Here is a 19,795-nt window from a genome sequence, read left to right on the forward strand (position 1 = left end):
CCCGACCGGCAAGGAGACCAACCCCCGTGTCCGTCCTCTCAAAGATCATGCGTGCAGGCGAAGGCAAGATCCTGCGCAAGCTGCACCGCATCGCGGACCAGGTCAACTCCATCGAAGAGGACTTCGTCAACCTCTCCGACGCCGAGCTGCGTGCCCTCACCGACGAGTACAAGGAGCGGTACGCGGGCGGCGAGAGCCTGAACGACCTGCTCCCCGAGGCCTTCGCGACCGTGCGCGAGGCCGCCAAGCGCGTCCTGGGCCAGCGTCACTACGACGTCCAGATGATGGGTGGCGCCGCCCTGCACCTCGGCTACGTCGCCGAGATGAAGACCGGTGAGGGCAAGACCCTCGTCGGCACGCTGCCGGCGTACCTGAACGCGCTGTCCGGCAACGGCGTGCACCTGATCACGGTCAACGACTACCTGGCCGAGCGCGACTCCGAGATGATGGGCCGGGTGCACAAGTTCCTCGGTCTCGAGGTCGGCTGCATCCTCGCCAACATGTCGCCCGCCGAGCGTCGCGCCCAGTACGCCTGCGACATCACGTACGGCACGAACAACGAGTTCGGCTTCGACTACCTGCGCGACAACATGGCGTGGTCCCAGGACGAGCTCGTCCAGCGCGGCCACAACTTCGCGATCGTCGACGAGGTCGACTCGATCCTGGTCGACGAGGCCCGTACGCCGCTGATCATCTCCGGCCCGGCCGACCAGGCCACCAAGTGGTACGGCGACTTCGCCAAGTTGGTCACGCGCCTGTCCAAGGGCGAGGCGGGCAACCCGCTGAAGGGCATCGAGGAGACCGGCGACTACGAGGTCGACGAGAAGAAGCGCACCGTCGCCATCCACGAGCCGGGCGTGGCCAAGGTCGAGGACTGGCTGGGCATCGACAACCTCTACGAGTCGGTGAACACCCCGCTCGTGGGTTACCTGAACAACGCCATCAAGGCGAAGGAACTGTTCAAGAAGGACAAGGACTACGTCGTCATGGACGGCGAAGTCATGATCGTTGACGAGCACACCGGCCGTATCCTCGCCGGCCGCCGCTACAACGAGGGCATGCACCAGGCGATCGAGGCGAAGGAAGGGGTGGACATCAAGGACGAGAACCAGACGCTCGCCACGATCACCCTGCAGAACTTCTTCCGCCTCTACAAGCGCCACGACCAAGAGGGCAAGGAAATGCCGGGCCTCTCCGGCATGACCGGTACGGCGATGACCGAGGCCGCCGAGTTCCACCAGATCTACAAGCTCGGCGTCGTCCCGATCCCGACCAACCGGCCGATGGTCCGCAAGGACCAGTCCGACCTGATCTACCGCACCGAGGTCGCCAAGTTCGAGGCGGTCGTCGACGACATCGCCGAGAAGCACGAGAAGGGCCAGCCGATCCTGGTCGGCACCACCTCGGTCGAGAAGTCCGAGTACCTCTCGCAGCAGCTCTCCAAGCGCGGCATCCAGCACGAGGTGCTCAACGCCAAGCAGCACGACCGTGAGGCGACGATCGTCGCCCAGGCCGGCCGCAAGGGCGCCGTCACCGTCGCCACCAACATGGCCGGACGAGGCACCGACATCAAGCTCGGCGGCAACCCGGACGACCTCGCCGAGGCCGAGCTGCGCCAGGCGGGCCTCGACCCGGTCGAGCACGCCGAGGAGTGGGCCGCCGCGCTGCCCGCCGCCCTGGAGAAGGCCGAGCAGGCCGTCAAGGCCGAGTTCGAAGAGGTCAAGGAGCTCGGCGGCCTGTACGTCCTTGGCACCGAGCGGCACGAGTCGCGGCGCATCGACAACCAGCTGCGCGGCCGCTCCGGCCGTCAGGGCGACCCGGGCGAGTCCCGCTTCTACCTGTCGCTCGGCGACGACCTGATGCGCCTGTTCAAGGCCCAGATGGTCGAGCGCGTGATGTCGATGGCGAACGTGCCGGACGACGTCCCGATCGAGAACAAGATGGTGACGCGCGCGATCGCGTCCGCCCAGTCGCAGGTCGAGCAGCAGAACTTCGAGACCCGCAAGAACGTCCTGAAGTACGACGAGGTGCTCAACCGCCAGCGCGAGGTCATCTACGGCGAGCGCCGCCGCGTCCTGGAGGGCGAGGACCTGCACGAGCAGGTCAGGCACTTCATGGACGACACGATCGACGCCTACATCCAGGCCGAGACTGTCGAGGGCTTCGCCGAGGAGTGGGACCTGGACCGGCTGTGGGGCGCCTTCAGGCAGCTCTACCCGGTGAAGGTCACCGTGGAGGAGCTGGAGGAGGCAGCGGGCGACCGGGCCGGCATCACCGCCGAGTTCATCGCCGAGTCCGTCAAGGACGACATCTACGAGCAGTACGCCGCCCGTGAGGAGCAGCTCGGCTCCGACATCATGCGTGAGCTGGAGCGCCGCGTGGTCCTGTCGGTCCTGGACCGCAAGTGGCGCGAGCACCTCTACGAGATGGACTACCTCCAGGAGGGCATCGGCCTGCGGGCCATGGCGCAGAAGGACCCGCTGGTCGAGTACCAGCGCGAGGGCTTCGACATGTTCAACGCCATGATGGAGGGCATCAAGGAGGAGTCGGTCGGCTACCTGTTCAACCTGGAGGTCCAGGTCGAGCAGCAGGTCGAGGAGGTGCCGCTGGAGGACGCGGCGCCCGCTCCCTCGCTCGGCAAGGAGGACACCATCCCGGCCGCGCGTCCGGAGATCCGTGCCAAGGGCCTGGACGCCCCGCAGCGCCCGGACCGGCTGCACTTCTCGGCGCCGACGGTGGACGGCGAGGGCGGTGTCGTCGAGGGTGACTTCGACAACGGCGACGACGAGCCGGCCCGCTCGGAGTCGGACGGCATGACGCGCGCCGAGCGCCGCAAGGCGCAGAAGACCACGGGCGGCCGTCGCCGCAAGAAGTAGGTCGCGCTTCACGTCGTCGAGGGGCCCGGCACCGGAAGGTGCCGGGCCCCTCGGCTATGCCGGGACGCGTTCGCCGCCGAGCTCGACCGCGGCGCACCGCCAGCGCAGGTCGGCGCCCCGCTCCAGGCGGAAGGCCATGGCGCGCACCTGCTCGCCCGCCGCGATGCAGGCGGCCGCCTCCACGATCCCGCGGTCCAGCGGGGCCGCGCGGCAGGACCGTACGACGGGCCGGGTGCCGCGGGTGCGGAACGGGGTGCGCGGGGCCAGCCGCACCAGCTGCTCGTAGGCGTCGCCGACGGTCAGGCCCAGCATCCAGTGCACCGGCCGCTCGCCGCTGAGCACCGCGAGCAGCTTCTGCGCGAACAGCTCGTGCGGGGTGAGCCGCTGCGGCCGCCGGGTCCCGGTGCCGCCGGGCCTGCGCTGGTCGCCGCGCCCCGCCGGCCCGGTCGTGGTCCTGCTCATGGCTGCCGCCCCCTTTGATACCAGTGGGTAACTTCTGTTGGGGATCTTGTACGGGGGCGGCGGGAGCGGCCGCAAGGACCGCCACCCGGGTGCCGGAAGGGCTCACCGATTCACCTATCCGGGTGAGCGGGTGGTGCGTCTCCCCAGGTGGGGGCCGTCCCGGCAGGTTCCGCAGGGGAGGGCCGCCGTGACGGTACCGGCAGCTCGAAGGGGGACTCCCGCGCGTATCCTGAACGCGTCTCACGACCGGATGGGACGACGAGAAGAGAGCGGTCTGTCATGCGCGTCTACGTACCCCTGACCATCTCCGGTCTCGCGGCGGCACACCGGGCGGGCGAGCTGGGCCCCGGGCCGCTCACCGCCTACGCCGTCACGCCGGGCCTGCGCGAGTGGTACGTCTCCGACGACATCGAGGAGCTGGAGTACGCCGCGCTCAGCCGCGCCGCGGCCGCCTCGCTGCGGCTGCTCGCCGGAGCGCCGGACACCGCCAGGCGCCGCGTCGTGATCGCCGTGGACGTGCCGGACGGCACGGTGACCGCCGACCCCGACAGCGCGCTGGACGCAAGCTCGCTCGGCGAGGTCACGGTCGCCTCCGCGGTCGCGCTGGCCAAGGCGGCCGCCGTGCACGTGGACGCCGAGGACGCGGTGGCCGACGTGACCGCCGCGGCCGACGCGCTCGGCGCCGCCGACCACGGCGACGACGACGCCCAGTTCACCGTGGACGGCGCCGAGGACCACGAACTGCTCTGGTTCGGCGTGCAGGAGATCCCCAATCTGATCGCCTGACCTGCGCGAACGCCCGCTCGCGGTCGATTGTCAGTGGGGGTGGGTACCGTTTTGGCATGGGGAACGGCAGGCAGGACACGGGGAAGCGCCAGGCCCATCTGGTCTGGGACTGGAACGGCACACTGCTCGACGACAACGCGGTGATCATCGAGGCGACCAACGCCGCCTTCGCGGAGCTCGGCCTGGCGCCGATCACGCTGGAGCGGTACCGCGATCTGTACTGCGTGCCGATACCCCGCTTCTACCAGCGCCTGATGGGCCGGCTGCCCACGGACGCCGAGTGGCTCGTCATGGACGCGGCCTTCCACGAGCAGTACTGGGCGCGGGCCGACGCCTGCGGGCTCACCGAGGGCGCGGCCGAGCTCCTCGCGGCGCGTTGGGCGGCCGGGCTCAGCCAGTCGCTCCTGTCCATGGCGCCGCACGAGCACCTGGTCCCGATCGTGCGGCGGCACGGCATCACCGAGCACTTCCTCCGGGTCGACGGGCGCACCGGGCCCTCGCACGGCAGCAAGGCGGAGCACATGGTGCGCCACCTCACCGCGCTGCGGGCCGCGGACGCGGCGATATCCGGAGAGCGGGTCGTAGTGATCGGCGACGCGGTGGACGACGCCGTGGCGGCGGCCGCGGTGGGCGCGCGGGCGGTGCTGTTCACCGGCGGCTCGCACAGCCGGGCCAGCCTCGCCGCGGCGGGGGTGCCGGTGGTCGACACCCTCGCCGAGGCGGTGGCCGTGGCCGAGGACCTCGTGGCCTGAGCCGCGGGCCCGCCTAGGTGACCGGCGCCTTCGCGCGCAGCACGGTGAGGAACTCCCGCATCCAGCGGGAGTGGTCCGGCCAGGCCCGCGCGGAGACCAGGGTGCCGTCCACGACCGTCTCCGCGTCCGTGAAGGTCGCGCCCGCCGTCTGCATGTCCAGCTCCAGGGCGGGATAGGCGGTGACCCGGCGCCCGCTCAGGCCGCCGATCGCGGCCGTCAGGAGCGGGCCGTGACAGATCTGGGCGACGGGCTTGTCGGTGTCGAAGAAGGCCTTCAGGATCTTCCTCAGCTCCGGGTCGTTGCGGAGGTACTCGGGGGCCCGACCGCCCGGGATCACCAGGGCGGCGTACTGCCCGGGGTCGACTTCGGAGAAGGCCAGGTCGGCGGGCCAGGTGTAACCGGGCTTCTCCGTGTACGTGTCGAAGCCCGGCTCGAAGTCGTGGATCACGAACCGCAGCTTCTTGCGGGCCGGGGCCGCGATGTGGACGTCGTAGCCCTCCTCGCGCAGCCGCTGGTAGGGGTAGAGGACTTCCAGGGATTCGGCGGCGTCACCGGTCACGATGAGGATCTTGGCTGCCATGAGTGCACTCCCTCTGAAGGCTGGACCTCACGTGGCTGGAGGTCGATCGCACCTGCGGGTTCCGTACCGTCAACCTGCCCGCGCGGCGCCCGTTTGCCAAGAGGCTCGTTCCCGCCGCCGCGTCGCTGTCCAGAGTGTCAAACTTCGGGCCCAGCTTTTGTACACATAAGGCTCATGACGGGTCGGGGGGAAGGGGCGATAGCCTTGACCCGTGATCAGCGCGATATGCCGCGGAGGCACTGACGCCTCTGCCCTGCGCCCGGAGCACCACCGTGCCCGGGCAGTCGCTGATTCCCTCCACCCGGAATCAAGGCCCGAAGCCACAAAATTGGCCGGTAAGCGCCCGGGTATCTCTCATCGCGGCATAGCGTCGACACCGACCGGACACCCCGCGTCGTGGCGTTGCGTCGCTTCTTTCCCCTACGTCACGCAACGGCGCGCGACAGGAGCCAGAGGACATGCAGACCAAGCTGGACGAAGCCAAGGCCGAGCTGCTCGCACGGGCGGCCCGGGTAGCTGAGAACAGCCCGGCCGGGGGGCCCGGAGGCCTGGGGGACACCCCCCGGAGCGACCGGGCAGCCACGACCGGGGCCGCGAGCGAGGAAGGTCCCGACCAGGGCGTCCTTCTCGGGTACCTCCAGCGCTACTACCTGCACACCGCTCCCGAGGACCTGGCCGACCGCGACCCGGTCGACGTCTTCGGCGCAGCGCTCTCCCACTACCGCCTCGCGGAGAACCGGCCGCAGGGCACCGCCAACGTCCGGGTGCACACCCCGACCGTCGAGGAGAACGGCTGGACCTGCAGCCACTCCGTGGTCGAGGTCGTCACCGACGACATGCCCTTCCTGGTCGACTCGGTCACCAACGAGCTGTCCCGGCAGGGCCGCGGCATCCACGTCGTGATCCACCCGCAGGTCGTGGTGCGCCGCGACCTCACCGGCAAGCTCATCGAGGTCCTCGACACCGGCGCCCAGACCGCCGAGCTGCCGCACGACGCGCTCACCGAGTCCTGGATCCACGTCGAGATCGACCGCGAGACCGACCGCGCCGACCTGAAGCAGATCACCGCCGACCTGCTGCGTGTCCTGTCCGACGTACGGGAAGCCGTCGAGGACTGGGAGAAGATGCGCGACGCCGCGCTGCGCATCGCCGACGAGCTCCCCAAGGAGCCGAGGGCCGGAGACCTGCGCGACCAGGAGGTCGACGAGGCCCGCGAGCTCCTGCGCTGGCTCTCCGACGACCACTTCACCTTCCTCGGCTACCGCGAGTACCAGCTCACCGACGACGACTCCCTCGCGGCCGTCCCCGGCACCGGCCTCGGCATCCTGCGCTCCGACCCGCAGCACGACGTGGACGGCAAGGGAGAGGTCCACCCCGTCTCCCCGTCCTTCAGCCGGCTGCCCGCCGACGCCCGCGCCAAGGCCCGCGAGCACAAGCTCCTCGTGCTGACCAAGGCCAACAGCCGCGCCACCGTGCACCGCCCCTCCTACCTCGACTACGTCGGCGTGAAGAAGTTCGACGAGCAGGGCAACGTCGTCGGCGAGCGCCGCTTCCTCGGCCTGTTCTCCTCGGCCGCGTACACCGAGTCCGTGCGCCGGGTGCCGGTCGTGCGCCGCAAGGTCGAAGAGGTCCTCAAGGGCGCCGGGTTCTCGCCCAACAGCCACGACGGCCGCGACCTGCTCCAGATCATGGAGACCTACCCGCGCGACGAGCTGTTCCAGACCCCCGCCGACCAGCTGCGCTCCATCGTGACCTCCGTCCTGTACCTCCAGGAGCGGCGCCGGCTGCGCCTGTACCTGCGCCAGGACGAGTACGGCCGCTACTACTCGGCGCTGATCTACCTGCCGCGCGACCGCTACACCACGGGCGTCCGGCTGCGGCTCATCGAGATCCTCAAGGAGGAGCTCGGCGGCACCAGCGTCGACTTCACCGCCTGGAACACCGAGTCCATCCTGTCCCGGCTGCACTTCGTGGTGCGCGTCCCGGCCGGCACCGAGCTCACCGAGCTCACCGACGCCGACTCCGAGCGCATCGAGGCCCGCCTGGTCGACGCCGCCCGCTCCTGGGCCGACGGCTTCTCCGACGCGCTGAACGCCGAGTGCGGCGAGGAGCGCGCCGCCGAGCTGCTGCGCCGCTACGGCCACGCCTTCCCCGAGGGCTACAAGGCCGACCACTCGCCGCGCGCGGCCGTCGCCGACCTCGTACACCTGGAGCAACTCACCCACGGGCGGCGGGACTTCGCGCTCTCCCTGTACGAGCCCGTGGGCGCGGCCCCCGGCGAGCGCCGCTTCAAGATCTACCGGATCGGCGAGCAGGTCTCGCTGTCCGCGGTCCTCCCGGTGCTCCAGCGCCTGGGCGTCGAGGTCACCGACGAGCGGCCCTACGAGCTTCGCTGCGCGGACCGCACGCACGCCTGGATCTACGACTTCGGCCTGCGCATGCCGAAGAAGGTCAACGGCACCGGCGACTACCTGGCCGACGACGCCCGCGAGCGCTTCCAGGAGGCCTTCGCCGCCACCTGGACCGGCGCCGCCGAGAACGACGGCTTCAACTCCCTGGTGCTGCGGGCCGGGCTCAACTGGCGCCAGGCGATGGTGCTGCGCGCCTACGCCAAATACCTGCGCCAGGCGGGCTCCACGTTCAGCCAGGACTACATGGAGGACACCCTCCGCGACAACGTCCACACCACCCGGCTGCTCGTCTCGCTCTTCGAGGCGAGGCTCTCGCCGGGCCGCCAGAAGGCCGGGACCGAGCTCATCGACGGGCTCCTCGAAGAGCTCGACGGCGCCCTCGACCAGGTGGCGAGCCTGGACGAGGACCGCATCCTGCGCTCCTTCCTGACCGTCATCAAGGCGACGCTGCGGACCAACTACTGGCAGAAGACGGCCGAGGGCACCCCCCACGCGTACGTCTCGATGAAGTTCGACCCGCAGGCCATCCCCGACCTCCCGGCGCCCCGCCCGGCGTTCGAGATCTGGGTGTACTCGCCGCGCGTCGAGGGCGTCCACCTGCGCTTCGGCAAGGTCGCCCGCGGCGGTCTGCGCTGGTCCGACCGGCGTGAGGACTTCCGCACCGAGATCCTCGGCCTGGTCAAGGCGCAGATGGTGAAGAACACCGTCATCGTGCCGGTCGGCGCCAAGGGCGGCTTCGTCGCCAAGCAACTGCCCGACCCGTCGGTGGACCGCGACGCCTGGCTCGCGGAGGGCATCGCCAGCTACAAGACGTTCATCTCGGCGCTGCTCGACATCACCGACAACCTGGTCGCGGGCGAGGTCGTGCCGCCGGCCGACGTGGTGCGCCACGACGAGGACGACACCTACCTCGTGGTCGCCGCCGACAAGGGCACCGCGACGTTCTCGGACATCGCCAACGACGTGGCGATCAGCTACGACTTCTGGCTCGGCGACGCCTTCGCCTCCGGCGGCTCCGCCGGATACGACCACAAGGGCATGGGCATCACCGCCCGCGGCGCCTGGGAGTCCGTCAAGCGGCACTTCCGCGAGCTCGGCCACGACACCCAGAGCGAGGACTTCACGGTCGTCGGCGTCGGCGACATGTCGGGCGACGTGTTCGGCAACGGCATGCTGCTCTCCGAGCACATCCGCCTGGTCGCGGCCTTCGACCACCGGCACATCTTCCTCGACCCGAAGCCGGACGCGGCCGTCTCCTACGCCGAGCGCCGCCGCCTGTTCGACCTGCCGCGCTCCAGCTGGGCCGACTACAACAAGGAACTGCTCTCGGCGGGCGGCGGCATCCACCCCCGCACCGCCAAGTCGATCCCGCTGAACGCCCAGGTCCGCGAGGCCCTCGGCATCCCGGCGGGCGTCACCAAGCTGACCCCGGCCGACCTGATGCAGGCCATCCTGAAGGCCCCGGTCGACCTGCTGTGGAACGGCGGCATCGGTACGTACGTGAAGTCGTCCGCGGAGTCCAACGCGGACGTCGGCGACAAGGCCAACGACGCGATCCGCGTCAACGGCGAGGACCTGCGGGTCAAGGTCGTCGGCGAGGGCGGCAACCTGGGCCTGACCCAGCTCGGCCGGATCGAGTTCGACCGCAAGGGCGGACCCGAGGGCGAGGGCGGCAAGGTCAACACCGACGCCATCGACAACAGCGCGGGCGTGGACACCTCCGACCACGAGGTGAACATCAAGATCCTGCTCAACGGCCTGGTCGCCGAGGGCGACATGACCGTCAAGCAGCGCAACAAGATCCTCGCCGCGATGACCGACGAGGTCGGCCACCTGGTGCTGCGCAACAACTACGCGCAGAACGTGGCGCTGGCCAACGCGGTGGCGCAGTCGCCCTCGCTGCTCCACGCCCACCAGCGGTTCATGCGGCGCCTGGGCCGCGACGGCCACCTCGACCGGGCGCTGGAGTTCCTGCCCAACGACCGCCAGATCCGCGAGCTGCTCAACAGCGGCAAGGGGCTCAGCCAGCCCGAGCTCGCCGTGCTCCTCGCGTACACCAAGATCACGGTGGCCGACGAGCTGATCCACACCGGTCTGCCGGACGACCCGCACCTGGCCAGGCTGCTGCACGCCTACTTCCCGCAGCAGCTGCGCGAGAAGTTCACCGAGGCCGTCGACGCGCACGCGCTGCGCCGCGAGATCATCACGACGGTCCTGGTCAACGACACCGTCAACATCGGTGGTTCGACCTTCCTGCACCGGCTGCGCGAGGAGACCGGGGCGTCGCTCGAGGAGATCGTGCGGGCGCACGCCGCGGCCCGCGAGATCTTCGGCGTGAGCGCGGTGTGGGACGCGGTGGAGGCGCTCGACAACAAGGTCGCCGCCGACGTCCAGACCCGCATCCGGCTGCACTCGCGCCGCCTGGTGGAGCGCGGCACCCGCTGGCTGCTCAACAACCGGCCGCAGCCGCTCCAGATCGCCGAGACCATCGAGGACTTCTCGGCCGGGGTCGCCCAGGTCTGGGACGCGCTCGCGGACCTGCTGCGCGGCGCCGACCTGGAGTGGTACCAGGGCATCCTGGACGAGCTGACCGAGGTGGGGGTGCCCGAGGAGCTCGCGCGGCGGGTCGCCGGGTTCTCCTCGGCCTTCCCGGCGCTCGACATCGTGGCCATCGCGGCCCGCACCGGCAAGGAGCCGCTCCAGGTCGCCGAGGTCTACTACGACCTGGCCGACCGGCTGCGGATCACCCAGCTCCTGGACCGGATCATCGAGCTGCCGCGGGCCGACCGCTGGCAGTCGATGGCGCGTGCCGCCATCCGCGAGGACCTGTTCGCGGCGCACGCCGGGCTGACCCAGGACGTCCTGTCGGTCGGCAACGGCACCACCTCGCCGGAGCAGCGTTTCAAGGCGTGGGAGGAGAAGAACGCGGCGATCCTGGGCCGCGCCCGCACCACCCTGGAGGAGATCCAGTCCTCCGACGCGTTCGACCTGGCGAACCTGTCGGTCGCGATGCGGACGATGCGGACACTGCTGCGCACGCACAGCTGAGGCCCCCGCACCCGGCCCGTCGCAGGACGGGCCGGGTGCGGCCGGTCGTGCCGTGCCCGCGCTCCTCAGGGGGCCTGGGCATCGTGTTGGAAGGGGCGTCCACCCTCGGGTGGGCGCCCCTTCAGCGTGGTCGTGGAGGCCGTCACCGTGGCCGACCACAGCCTGCGGCAGGAGACCAGCGCCGCCGCGAGCAGCAGGGCGTTGCGCGCGGTCATGATGCCGGTGCCCAGCGCGGTTCCGGCCATGACCTCGCCGTACAGGCAGGGGAAGGCCAGGGTGCTCAACGCGGCCGCAGGGAGCAGGAGTTGGGCGACCGGGCGCTGGGTGGTCTGGCGCGAGGCGAGGCACACCGCGGCCAGACCGAGCAGCCAGATCAGGTACTGGGGGCTGATCACCCGGCTGGTCACCGTGAACAGGAGCACCGCGCACAGTGCCGCGTCGGGGGGCACCGCCACCGTCCAGCGCCGGGCGCGCACCCGCCAGAACAGCAGCCAGCAGAAGGCGAGTCCGGTCAGCGCGAGGCTGAGCGTGGCCAGGGCGGAGACGTACGACCCGGTGAACTCCATGGCCCCGTACCGGTAGACGACCCGGCCGGGGCGGCCGGAGACGAGATGGGCGAGCTGGAGCGCGGTGCCGCCGAGCGATTCGATCTGGATGCCGCGGCTGCTCTGCTGGCGGGCGAAGTCCAGGGCGTGGTCGAAGGCGAGCGCGAGCACGGCGAGCAGGGCGGTGGCCGAGCCGAGCGCGCCGAGCAGTGCGCGCCGGGCGCCGCGGCCGGGCGGGGCGCCGATGAGGGTGAGCAGGGGCCACACCTTGACCAGGGCGCCGACGCCCGCGAGTGCGCCGCCCAGGCCGGGCCTGCGGCGCAGCGTGAGCAGGGCGGCCACCGCGAGGGCGGTGACCTGCACGTCGTAGCGGGCGTACGGGAGGTGCAGGAGCAGCGGGAGGCCGCCCACCCAGAGCCAGGCCCCGGCCGCGCTGCCGCCGGGGCGCGCGCCCGCCCGGACCAGGGCGCGGGCGATCAGCGCGTCGCAGCCGACGGCGACGGCGGTGAAGGCCTGGAAGAAGGTGAGGAAGGGGAACAGGGCGGGCGTGAGCAGCACGGCTCCCGCGCCCGGCGGGTACTGCCAGGTGGGGTCACCGAAAGGGAAGGTGCCCGTGCTGAGCTGCTCGTACCAGTGCCGGTAGAGGACGTACACCTCGCCGGTGACCCCGCCGACGCCGAGCCGGTCGGTGACCAGGAAGTGCAGCATGAGCGCGCGGGTGGCGAGCCAGCCGGCGGTGAGCGCCGCGTACCGGGTGCGGCGGCCGAAAGCGCCCGGGTCGGGTGCGGGCGCCGGGGCGGGGATGCGGACCCGGGCGGGCGGCGGGGGCATCTGAGAGGGCGTCATCGCGCGAAGTTTATGCGCGCTTTGTCCGGATTGTGCGAGGCGCCGCGACAGCGTGGTGCGGGGCGCCCCGGGAGCGCCCCGCCGTGTGCGGCCCGGCTACTTCTTCTTCGTGAACTGTTCGTACGCCGCGATCACCTCGGCCGTCGGGCCGTCCATCCGCAGCGTGCCGGACTCCAGCCAGAGGGTCCGCTCGCAGGTCTCCCTGATCGAGGCGTTGCTGTGGCTGACCAGGAAGACCGTGCCCGCCTCCGCGCGCAGCTCGTTGATGCGCTCCTGGCTGCGGCGCTGGAACCGGGCGTCACCGGTGGCCAGGGCCTCGTCGATGAGCAGGACGTCGTGGTTCTTGGCCGCGGCGATGGAGAACCGCAGCCGCGCCGCCATGCCGGAGGAGTACGTGCGCATCGGGAGCGAGATGAAGTCGTCCTTCTCGTTGATCCCGGAGAAGTCGACGATGTCGTCGTAGCGCTCGCGCACCTCTTCGCGGGACATGCCCATGGCGAGCCCGCCGAGGGTCACGTTGCGCTCGCCCGTCAGGTCGTTCATCAGGGCCGCGTTCACGCCGAGCAGCGAGGGCTGCCCCTGGGTGTAGATCTTGCCCCGGGCGGTCGGCAGCAGGCCCGCGACCGCCTTGAGCAGGGTCGACTTGCCCGAGCCGTTGGAGCCGATGAGGCCGATCGCCTCGCCCCTGCGGGCCACGAAGGTGACGCCCTTGACGGCGTGCACCTCGCGCATGCCGGGGGTCTCCTTGCGCGAGACGATCCGGTTGAGCGCGGCGGTGGCCCCGCCCTTGCCCTTGGCGCCGGTCCCGTTGACCTTGTAGATGATGTGCACGTCGTCGACGATCACGGTCGGTTCGCCGAGCCCGGCCACCGGGGCGTTCGCCACCGCGTCGTGCGTCTGGTCCAGCGTCTGGGTGTCAGCCACGGCCGTACTGCTCCTCTGCCTTCCAGAAGTAGATGAACCCGGCGGCCAGCGCGACGAACGCCCAGCCGGCGGCCACCGCCCACACGTGCGGGGGCAGCTTGTTGGCGTGGAAGCTGCGGATCATCGCGAACCGGACCAGGTCGATGTAGACCGCGGCCGGGTTGAGCCCGAGCAGCTGCGCCACCAGGTGGTTCATCTTCTTGAGCTGCGGGCCCAGGTTCCACATCACGCCGGACATGTACATCCAGGTGCGCAGGATGAACGGCATCACCTGGGCGACGTCCGGGGTCTTGGCGGTGATCCGGGCCATCACGAGCGAGAGGCCCGTGTTGAACATCGACTGAAGGACCAGCGCCGGAACGAGCAGCAGCCACGAGACGCCGGGCAGCTGGCCGAAGCACATGATGATGATCGCGAGCGCGGCCAGCGAGAACAGGAGCTGCTGGAGCTGCTGGAGGGCGAGCGAGACGGGCAGCGAGGCGCGCGGGAAGTGCAGCGCCCGCACCAGGCCGATGTTGCCGGTGATCGCGCGGGTGCCCGCCATGATCGAGTTGGCCGTGAAGGTCCAGATGAACACGCCCGTGACCAGCCACGGGATGTAGTCCGGCGTGCTGGACTTGTTGCCCATCAGGATGCCGAAGATGAAGTAGTACACCGCGGCGTTCAGCAGCGGCGTCATCAGCTGCCAGATCTGGCCCAGCTTGGCCTCGCTGTACTGCGCGGTCAGCTTGGCGGTGGCGAACGCCGTGATGAAGTGGCGCCGGGCCCACAGCTGCCGCACGTACTCGGGCAGCGAGGGGCGGGCGCCGCTGACCTTCAGGCCGTACTTCTCGGCCAGCTCGGCCGGGCTGAGGGCCTGCTCACCCGTGTACCGGGAGGACTGCATCGGGATGGAGGCCGATGCGGCCGATGGTGCTGCCGTCTGGCGCGCAGCTGCGGTCTGGCTCACTACGGTCGCTTTCGCCGGGGGATCCCGGGAGGCTTTCCCGGGGCGGGGCATCAAGGGCGACGGAACGGACCCGTATCGTCGCTACGGCGAGAGTAGGACGCCTCGACGTCGCAACGCAACCGTCTCGTCGCAACGCTATGCTCAAGGCATGACCAAGACGGACCCGGAGACCACCACGAACCGCCCGCAGCCACGCCGTGCGCCCGCCGGCGCCGCCGTGCTGCGCGAGGACGTGACGGACGCCATCCGGGCGGCCGTCTTCGAGGAGCTCGCCGCGGTCGGCTTCGCCCGGATGTCCATCGAGGGCATCGCGCGCCGCGCGGGGGTCGGCAAGACCGCGGTCTACCGGCGCTGGAAGTCCAAGCTCAGCCTGGTCCTCGACCTGGTGTCGGCCTTCGCGGAACAGGGCCTCCCGGTGCCGCACACCGGCTCTCTCTACGGAGACATCCGCGCCCTGCTCGCGGTCGCCTCGCTCGCCCTGCGCCATCCGATCGCCTCGCAGGTCATCCCCGACCTCCTGGTCGAGTCCGTACGCCATCCGGAGATCGCCGACGCGATCAAGGCCGCGCTGCTCGACGGGCAGCAGGGGGTGGCCGCGGTCGTCGTGCGCGAGGCCGTCGAGCGGGGCGAGCTGCCCCCGGGCGCCGACCCCGACCGGGCGCTCGACCTGATCGTCGGCCCGCTGTACTGGCGGCTGGTCGTCGTCAAGGGCCCCCTGCCGAAGGGCTACCTCGACGACCTGGCCAAGTCGGCCGTGGCCGCGCTCAAGGCGGTCGCCTAGCCTCCGGAGCGCCCCCGCGGCGCGTCCGGTCGAGTGCGCCCCGCGCCCGTGCGGGGCGCGGGGAACCGCCTGATCCGCGGCGGGCGCGCTCAGCGCCCCGCGCCCGAGTCCACCGTCGCCGGGGCGAACTCCGCGCCGCCCACGCGCTGTTCGGGCAGGTTCCGGGCGGCCGGAGCGGCCCCCGTCTCGCCGAGGAAGACGCGCCGCACCACCCGCTCGGCCGCGTGCCCGTCGTCGTACGGGCAGAAGCGCGCGCGGAACGCCGCCCGCAGCTGGGCCGAGCGGGAGCCGCGCCAGTGGCCGGTGGTGAAGATGTCGATCAGCTCGTCCTCGGTCCGCGCGACCGCGCCCGGCGGACGGCCGCGCAGATCGAAGTAGGTGCCCCGGGCCGCCTCGTACGCCTCGCGGTCGTCGTCCAGGATCACGATCGGCCGGTCCAGATTGGCGTAGTCGAACATCAGCGACGAGTAGTCCGTGACCAGCGCGTCCGAGACCAGGCAGAGCTCCTCGACCGACGGATGGCCGGTGACGTCCAGGACGCGCGGCAGCGGGGTGGGGCTGAGCGGTGCGTGATAGGCGAAGTGGGCGCGGGTCAGCAGGAAGAACTCCGGGCCGAGCGCGCGGCCCAGCCGTTCGAGGTCGAGCGGACGGTGCTGGACGCGGCTGTAGTCGCGGTACGTCGGGGCGTACAGGATCACCGTCGACTGGCCCGGGATGCCGAGCCGTTCGCGCAGCCGCGCCGTGTCGGCGGGGGTGGCCCGGCGCAGCACGTCGTTGCGCGGGCTGCCGTATTCGAGCGTGGTGTAGGCGGCGGGGAAGGCGCGCTCGCCGGTGAGCGTGGCGTGCCGGTTCGCGGACAGGACGAAGTCCCACTTGTCGGCGTCCGCGAGTAGCCGCGCGAAGTCCGTGCCGCGGGAGGCCGCCGGGCGGTCGGTCAGGTCCAGGCCCACCCGCTTGAGCGGGGTGCCGTGATGGGTCTGGAGCAGGATCTGGCCGGGCCGCTTGACCAGGCGGTGGTCGAACTCCACGTTGTTCACCAGGTACTTGGCGCGCGCCAGCGCCGAGAAGTAGCCGAACCCGCCGGGCCGCACCCGGCGGGTGGCCGCGGGGACGGTCGCGTCCTGGTCGGGCGTGGTGACCCAGGCGGTCCGCATCGCGGGGAGCAGTTCGCGGACCATCGCCTCGATGGCGGCCGGGCCGCACGCGTAGCCGCGGTTCCAGTACGCCGCGAACACCGCCAGGTCGTCGCGCAGCGGCAGCCGCAGCTGGACGCGGTAGTGCAGGCGCAGCGCGGCCGAACGGGCCGGGCGCAGCACCGCCGAGGCCAGCGCCCGGGCCCGGCCGCGCAGCGAGCGGATGCCCCGCAGCACGCGGTAGGTGCGGTACGTGCCGAACCGGACCCCGGCGTAGCGCAGCCCGGCCGCGCCCGGCACCCGGTGGCGGCCGTAGTGGGCGCGGGCCAGGCGGAAGAACTCGGCGCGGGTGCGCGCGGAGAGGCCGGGAGCGGTCAGGACGTCGGCGGAGGCGGCGGCCAGGTGGTCGGCCATCCGGCGCGCGAGCACCGGCCGCCAACCGCTCAGCCCCGGGCGGGAGTCGACGAAGTCGAAGGCGCGGTCGTACTGGGGGAAGAGGTCGAAGTGGCGGCCGGCCGCGGCGGCCGGGCCGCGCCGCCTGCGGTGGTGCACGCAGACCCGCTCCAGGGTGCTGAGCGAACCGGCCGACAGGAGGGCGGCGTACGTCCAGAAGGTGTCCGTGTGGCGGCCGGGCGGGAAGGCGAGCCCCTCGCGCTCGACGAACTCCCGCTTGTACGCCTTGTTCCAGCAGGGCGTGGGCTGCCTCAACAGGGCGGGGCGCTCGGCCAGTTGGAAGGAGGCGGGACCGGACTCGGTGAGGTGCGGCGGCAGCTGCGGCCGCTCCGTCTCGCCCGACCAGTGGGTGTGGGCGTGGCCGAAGACCAGGACGTCGGGGTCGCCGGAGGCCTTGAGCCGGTCCGCGATGTCGCGCAGGGCGTGCGGCGCGAGGGTGTCGTCGCCGTCGAGGAACAGGACGTACTCGCCGGTGGCGCGGGCGAGCCCGGCATTGCGGGCGGCGCCCGGACCCTGCCCCGGGTCGGCCGGGTCCGGCGGCAGGTGGACGGGGACGACGCGGGGGTCACGGGCGGCGACCTCGTCGATGATCTCGCCGCAGGAGTCGGGGGAGCCGGCGTCGACCGCGATCACTTCCAGGTCGAACGCCGGGCTCTCGTCACTCTCGTACGTCTGACTCAGTACCGATTCCAGACAAGCGTGGAGATGGGCCTGGAGCTTGTACGCGGGCACGATGACGCTGAACCGGGGCAACGGACATCCTGGGGGCGTGAGAGGGCACGGGCGGATGGCCCGTGAACGTCCGAAGGAGTGATCGGGTTACGCCGAGGGTGCCGTCCGGCGTAGTCCCGTGATCATGCCCTTGACGTCGCGTCATTGCGGCGCGCGGGCATGATCGTTCGATCGGGTGATCAAGTCCGTTGTGCGTGTGCTCACTTCACCGCTCCGGCCATCACCCCCGAGACGAACTGCCGCTGGAAGGCGAAGAAGACGGCGAGCGGGATGACCATCGAGACGAAGGCGCCCGGGGCCAGTACGTCGATGTTGTTGCCGAACTGGCGGACCTGCTGCTGGAGGGCCACCGTGATCGGCGGGTGCTTGGAGTCGGCGAAGATCAGCGCGACCAGCATGTCGTTCCAGACCCACAGGAACTGGAAGATGCCGAGCGAGGCGATCGCCGGACCGCCGAGCGGCATCACGACGCGGGTGAACAGGCGGATCTCGCCCGCCCCGTCGAGCCGGGCCGCCTCCAGGAGTTCCCTCGGGATCTCCGCGAAGAAGTTGCGCAGCAGGAAGATCGCGAAGGGCAGGCCGAAGGCGACGTGGAAGACGATCACGCCGATCGTCGTCTCGAAGATCCCGATCTGCCCGAAGAGCTTGGCGACCGGCACCAGGGCGACCTGGACGGGCACGACCAGCAGGCTCACCACGACCATGAACCACCAGTCGCGGCCCGGGAAGTCCATCCAGGCGAAGGCGTACCCGGCGAGCGAGCCGATGACGACGACCAGGACCGTGGCCGGGACGGTGATCGCGACCGTGGAGAGCAGGGAGTTGGTGATCGTGCTGTTGTCCAGCAGGTTCGCGTAGTTGTGGAAGGTGAGCCGGGACGGATCGGTGAACGTCTTCCACCAGCCCGTCGAGGCGATGTCGGAGGGGCTGCGCACGGAGGAGAGCAGCAGCCCGACGGTCGGCATCAGCCAGAAGAGGCCGACCAGGATGAGGAACACGCGCAGCACACCGCCGCCCGCCCGCGACGCGATGCGCGCGGGCAGCGACTGCCTGGCCCTGACGATCCCTTCGGCAGCGGTCATCGCCTGGCCTCCCCGCGCCCGCACCGGATGTTGCCGTGCTGTTCCGGGGAGCGGCCCCCGGACGCCGTGCGCCGGGCCGTCATCGCTTGGCCTCCCGTCGCATGCGGCGGATGTTGAAGAGCATCACCGGGATCACCAGGAGCAGCAGCAGGACGGCGATCGCGCTGCCGATGCCGAGGTCCGCCTCGGTGCCGAAGGAGGAGCGGTAGAGCTGGAGGGCCAGGACGTTGGCGTCGGCCTGGCTGGAGCCCGGAGCGATGATGAAGACCAGGTCGAAGATCTTCAGGACGTTGATCATCAGGGTGACCAGCACGACCGCGAGGACCGGAGCGAGCAGCGGCACGGTGACCCGGCGGAACACCTGCCACTCGTTCGCGCCGTCCACCCGCGCCGCTTCGAGCAGCTCGCGCGGCAGCCCCGCGAGACCGGCCGCGATGAGCACCATCGCGAACCCGGCCCACATCCAGATGTACGAGCCGATGATGGCCGGGGTGACCAGGGCCGGGCCCAGCCATTCGACGCCGTTGTACGGCTCGTGGAAGTTGCTCTCGGGCAGCCGGAGTTGGGCCCCGTCGGCCGCGGCGGGCAGGGAGAACGTGCCGTCGGCCGCGGCGGTGGCCGAGGCGACGACCTTGCCGTCCTTGACGGCCTCGACCTTCATGCCCTTGAGGCCGGGCTCCTTGGCGTCGATGGTGTTCGGCCTGCCGCCGCCGCCCTTGGTGAAGTCGAGCCAGACCGTGCCGGTGACCTTGCCCGGGTCGGCCGTCGCGGCCTTGGCGGGCCCGGCCGACGTGGGCATCTTGTCGGCGGCGACCCCCACCAGGGGAAGCAGCACGGGCTGCCCGGTGTGCACCGCGGACCGGGTGACGAACGTCCCGGCGCCCCCGTCCTTGAGCGGCGCGCTGGGCAGCGGATGCGCCTTGGGGTAACCGGCCGACTCGGTGAACGTGTCGTGCACGCCCACCACCACGGCGTTGGCGACCCCGCGCGCCGGGTCCTGCTCGTACACCAGGCGGAAGATGATGCCCGCGGCGAGCATGGAGATGGCCATCGGCATGAACACGATGAGCTTGAACGCCGTTCCCCAGCGCACCCGTTCGGTCAGTACGGCGAAGATCAGGCCGAGGGCGGTGGCGATCGTCGGGGCGCAGACGACCCAGATCGCGTTGTTCTTCACCGCCGTGCGGATGGTGTGGTCCGTGAACAGCGTCTTGTAGTTGTCGATCCCGGCGAAGGCGTGGCCGGACTGGTCGAAGAAGGAGCGGTAGATCGAGAACCCGATCGGATAGACCACGAGCGCACCGAGCAGCACGAGCGCGGGCAGCAGGAAAACGGCCGCGATCCACGTGCGGGTTCCGGTGACGCTCTTGAGGGTCCTGGGCGCGGGGGGCGTGGCGGGAGGCGGAGCGCCTCCCGCCGTGGCGGTCGTCATCGC

General features: G+C 71.1%; 13 protein-coding genes. 5 read left to right on the top strand and 8 right to left on the bottom strand.

Annotated elements, in window-relative coordinates:
- The first annotated feature begins 26 nt into the window (after nt 1-26).
- Entirely contained in the window at nt 27-2,876 is a 2,850-nt protein-coding gene (gene secA, locus AC07F3_RS05110) for a preprotein translocase subunit SecA (RefSeq protein WP_479110660.1), read from the top strand.
- A gap of 54 nt (nt 2,877-2,930) precedes the next feature.
- Here the strand turns inward: secA and AC07F3_RS05115 are convergent, their stop codons facing one another.
- Nucleotides 2,931-3,338 (bottom strand): Rv3235 family protein, encoded by a 408-nt coding sequence (locus AC07F3_RS05115; protein ID WP_479110662.1) that lies wholly within the window; start codon nt 3,336-3,338, stop codon nt 2,931-2,933.
- 279 nt (nt 3,339-3,617) lie between these two features.
- Here AC07F3_RS05115 and AC07F3_RS05120 point away from each other — a divergent pair, with 279 nt between their 5' ends.
- Both AC07F3_RS05120 and AC07F3_RS05125 read left to right on the top strand, forming a co-directional pair.
- Nucleotides 3,618-4,124, top strand: coding sequence for a DUF6912 family protein (locus AC07F3_RS05120; RefSeq protein ID WP_388982363.1), 507 nt, complete (start codon nt 3,618-3,620; stop codon nt 4,122-4,124).
- 56 nt (nt 4,125-4,180) lie between these two features.
- A complete protein-coding gene (locus tag AC07F3_RS05125; protein ID WP_479110664.1) occupies nt 4,181-4,876 on the top strand; it encodes an HAD family hydrolase in 696 nt (231 codons plus the stop codon).
- Between the two features lie 13 nt (nt 4,877-4,889).
- On the opposite strand, the gene AC07F3_RS05130 is transcribed toward AC07F3_RS05125, so the two are convergent.
- The gene (locus tag AC07F3_RS05130; protein ID WP_479110666.1) at nt 4,890-5,456 is read right to left on the bottom strand and encodes a DJ-1/PfpI family protein; all 567 of its coding nucleotides are present in this window, start codon (nt 5,454-5,456) and stop codon (nt 4,890-4,892) included.
- A 458-nt stretch (nt 5,457-5,914) separates the two neighbouring features.
- Between AC07F3_RS05130 and AC07F3_RS05135 the strand changes: the two genes are divergently transcribed.
- Nucleotides 5,915-10,915 (top strand): NAD-glutamate dehydrogenase, encoded by a 5,001-nt coding sequence (locus AC07F3_RS05135; protein ID WP_479110667.1) that lies wholly within the window; start codon nt 5,915-5,917, stop codon nt 10,913-10,915.
- A gap of 65 nt (nt 10,916-10,980) precedes the next feature.
- On the opposite strand, the gene AC07F3_RS05140 is transcribed toward AC07F3_RS05135, so the two are convergent.
- From AC07F3_RS05140 to AC07F3_RS05150, 3 genes are all read right to left on the bottom strand, one after another.
- Complete coding sequence (locus AC07F3_RS05140; RefSeq protein WP_479110669.1) at nt 10,981-12,306, bottom strand: glycosyltransferase 87 family protein; 1,326 nt, start codon at nt 12,304-12,306, stop codon at nt 10,981-10,983.
- Between the two features lie 96 nt (nt 12,307-12,402).
- Entirely contained in the window at nt 12,403-13,212 is an 810-nt protein-coding gene (locus AC07F3_RS05145; protein WP_479111874.1) for an ABC transporter ATP-binding protein, read from the bottom strand.
- A gap of 10 nt (nt 13,213-13,222) precedes the next feature.
- Nucleotides 13,223-14,116 carry an ABC transporter permease gene (locus tag AC07F3_RS05150; RefSeq protein ID WP_479110671.1) on the bottom strand — a complete coding sequence of 298 codons (894 nt, stop codon included), beginning with the start codon at nt 14,114-14,116 and terminating at the stop codon, nt 13,223-13,225.
- A 211-nt stretch (nt 14,117-14,327) separates the two neighbouring features.
- Here AC07F3_RS05150 and AC07F3_RS05155 point away from each other — a divergent pair, with 211 nt between their 5' ends.
- Nucleotides 14,328-14,960 (top strand): TetR/AcrR family transcriptional regulator, encoded by a 633-nt coding sequence (locus AC07F3_RS05155; RefSeq protein ID WP_479110673.1) that lies wholly within the window; start codon nt 14,328-14,330, stop codon nt 14,958-14,960.
- A gap of 89 nt (nt 14,961-15,049) precedes the next feature.
- On the opposite strand, the gene AC07F3_RS05160 is transcribed toward AC07F3_RS05155, so the two are convergent.
- The 3 genes from AC07F3_RS05160 to AC07F3_RS05170 all read right to left on the bottom strand — a co-directional run bounded on the left by AC07F3_RS05160 (nt 15,050) and on the right by AC07F3_RS05170 (nt 19,792).
- A complete protein-coding gene (locus AC07F3_RS05160; RefSeq protein WP_479110675.1) occupies nt 15,050-17,299 on the bottom strand; it encodes a bifunctional glycosyltransferase/CDP-glycerol:glycerophosphate glycerophosphotransferase in 2,250 nt (749 codons plus the stop codon).
- A gap of 179 nt (nt 17,300-17,478) precedes the next feature.
- Nucleotides 17,479-18,360: a carbohydrate ABC transporter permease gene (locus tag AC07F3_RS05165; RefSeq protein WP_479110676.1), complete on the bottom strand. Its 882-nt coding sequence runs from the start codon at nt 18,358-18,360 to the stop codon at nt 17,479-17,481.
- A 79-nt stretch (nt 18,361-18,439) separates the two neighbouring features.
- A complete protein-coding gene (locus AC07F3_RS05170) occupies nt 18,440-19,792 on the bottom strand; it encodes a carbohydrate ABC transporter permease (protein WP_479110678.1) in 1,353 nt (450 codons plus the stop codon).
- Nucleotides 19,793-19,795: the final 3 nt, after the last annotated feature.

The sequence above is a fragment of the Streptomyces sp. NPDC045846 genome (genome assembly GCF_056431605.1).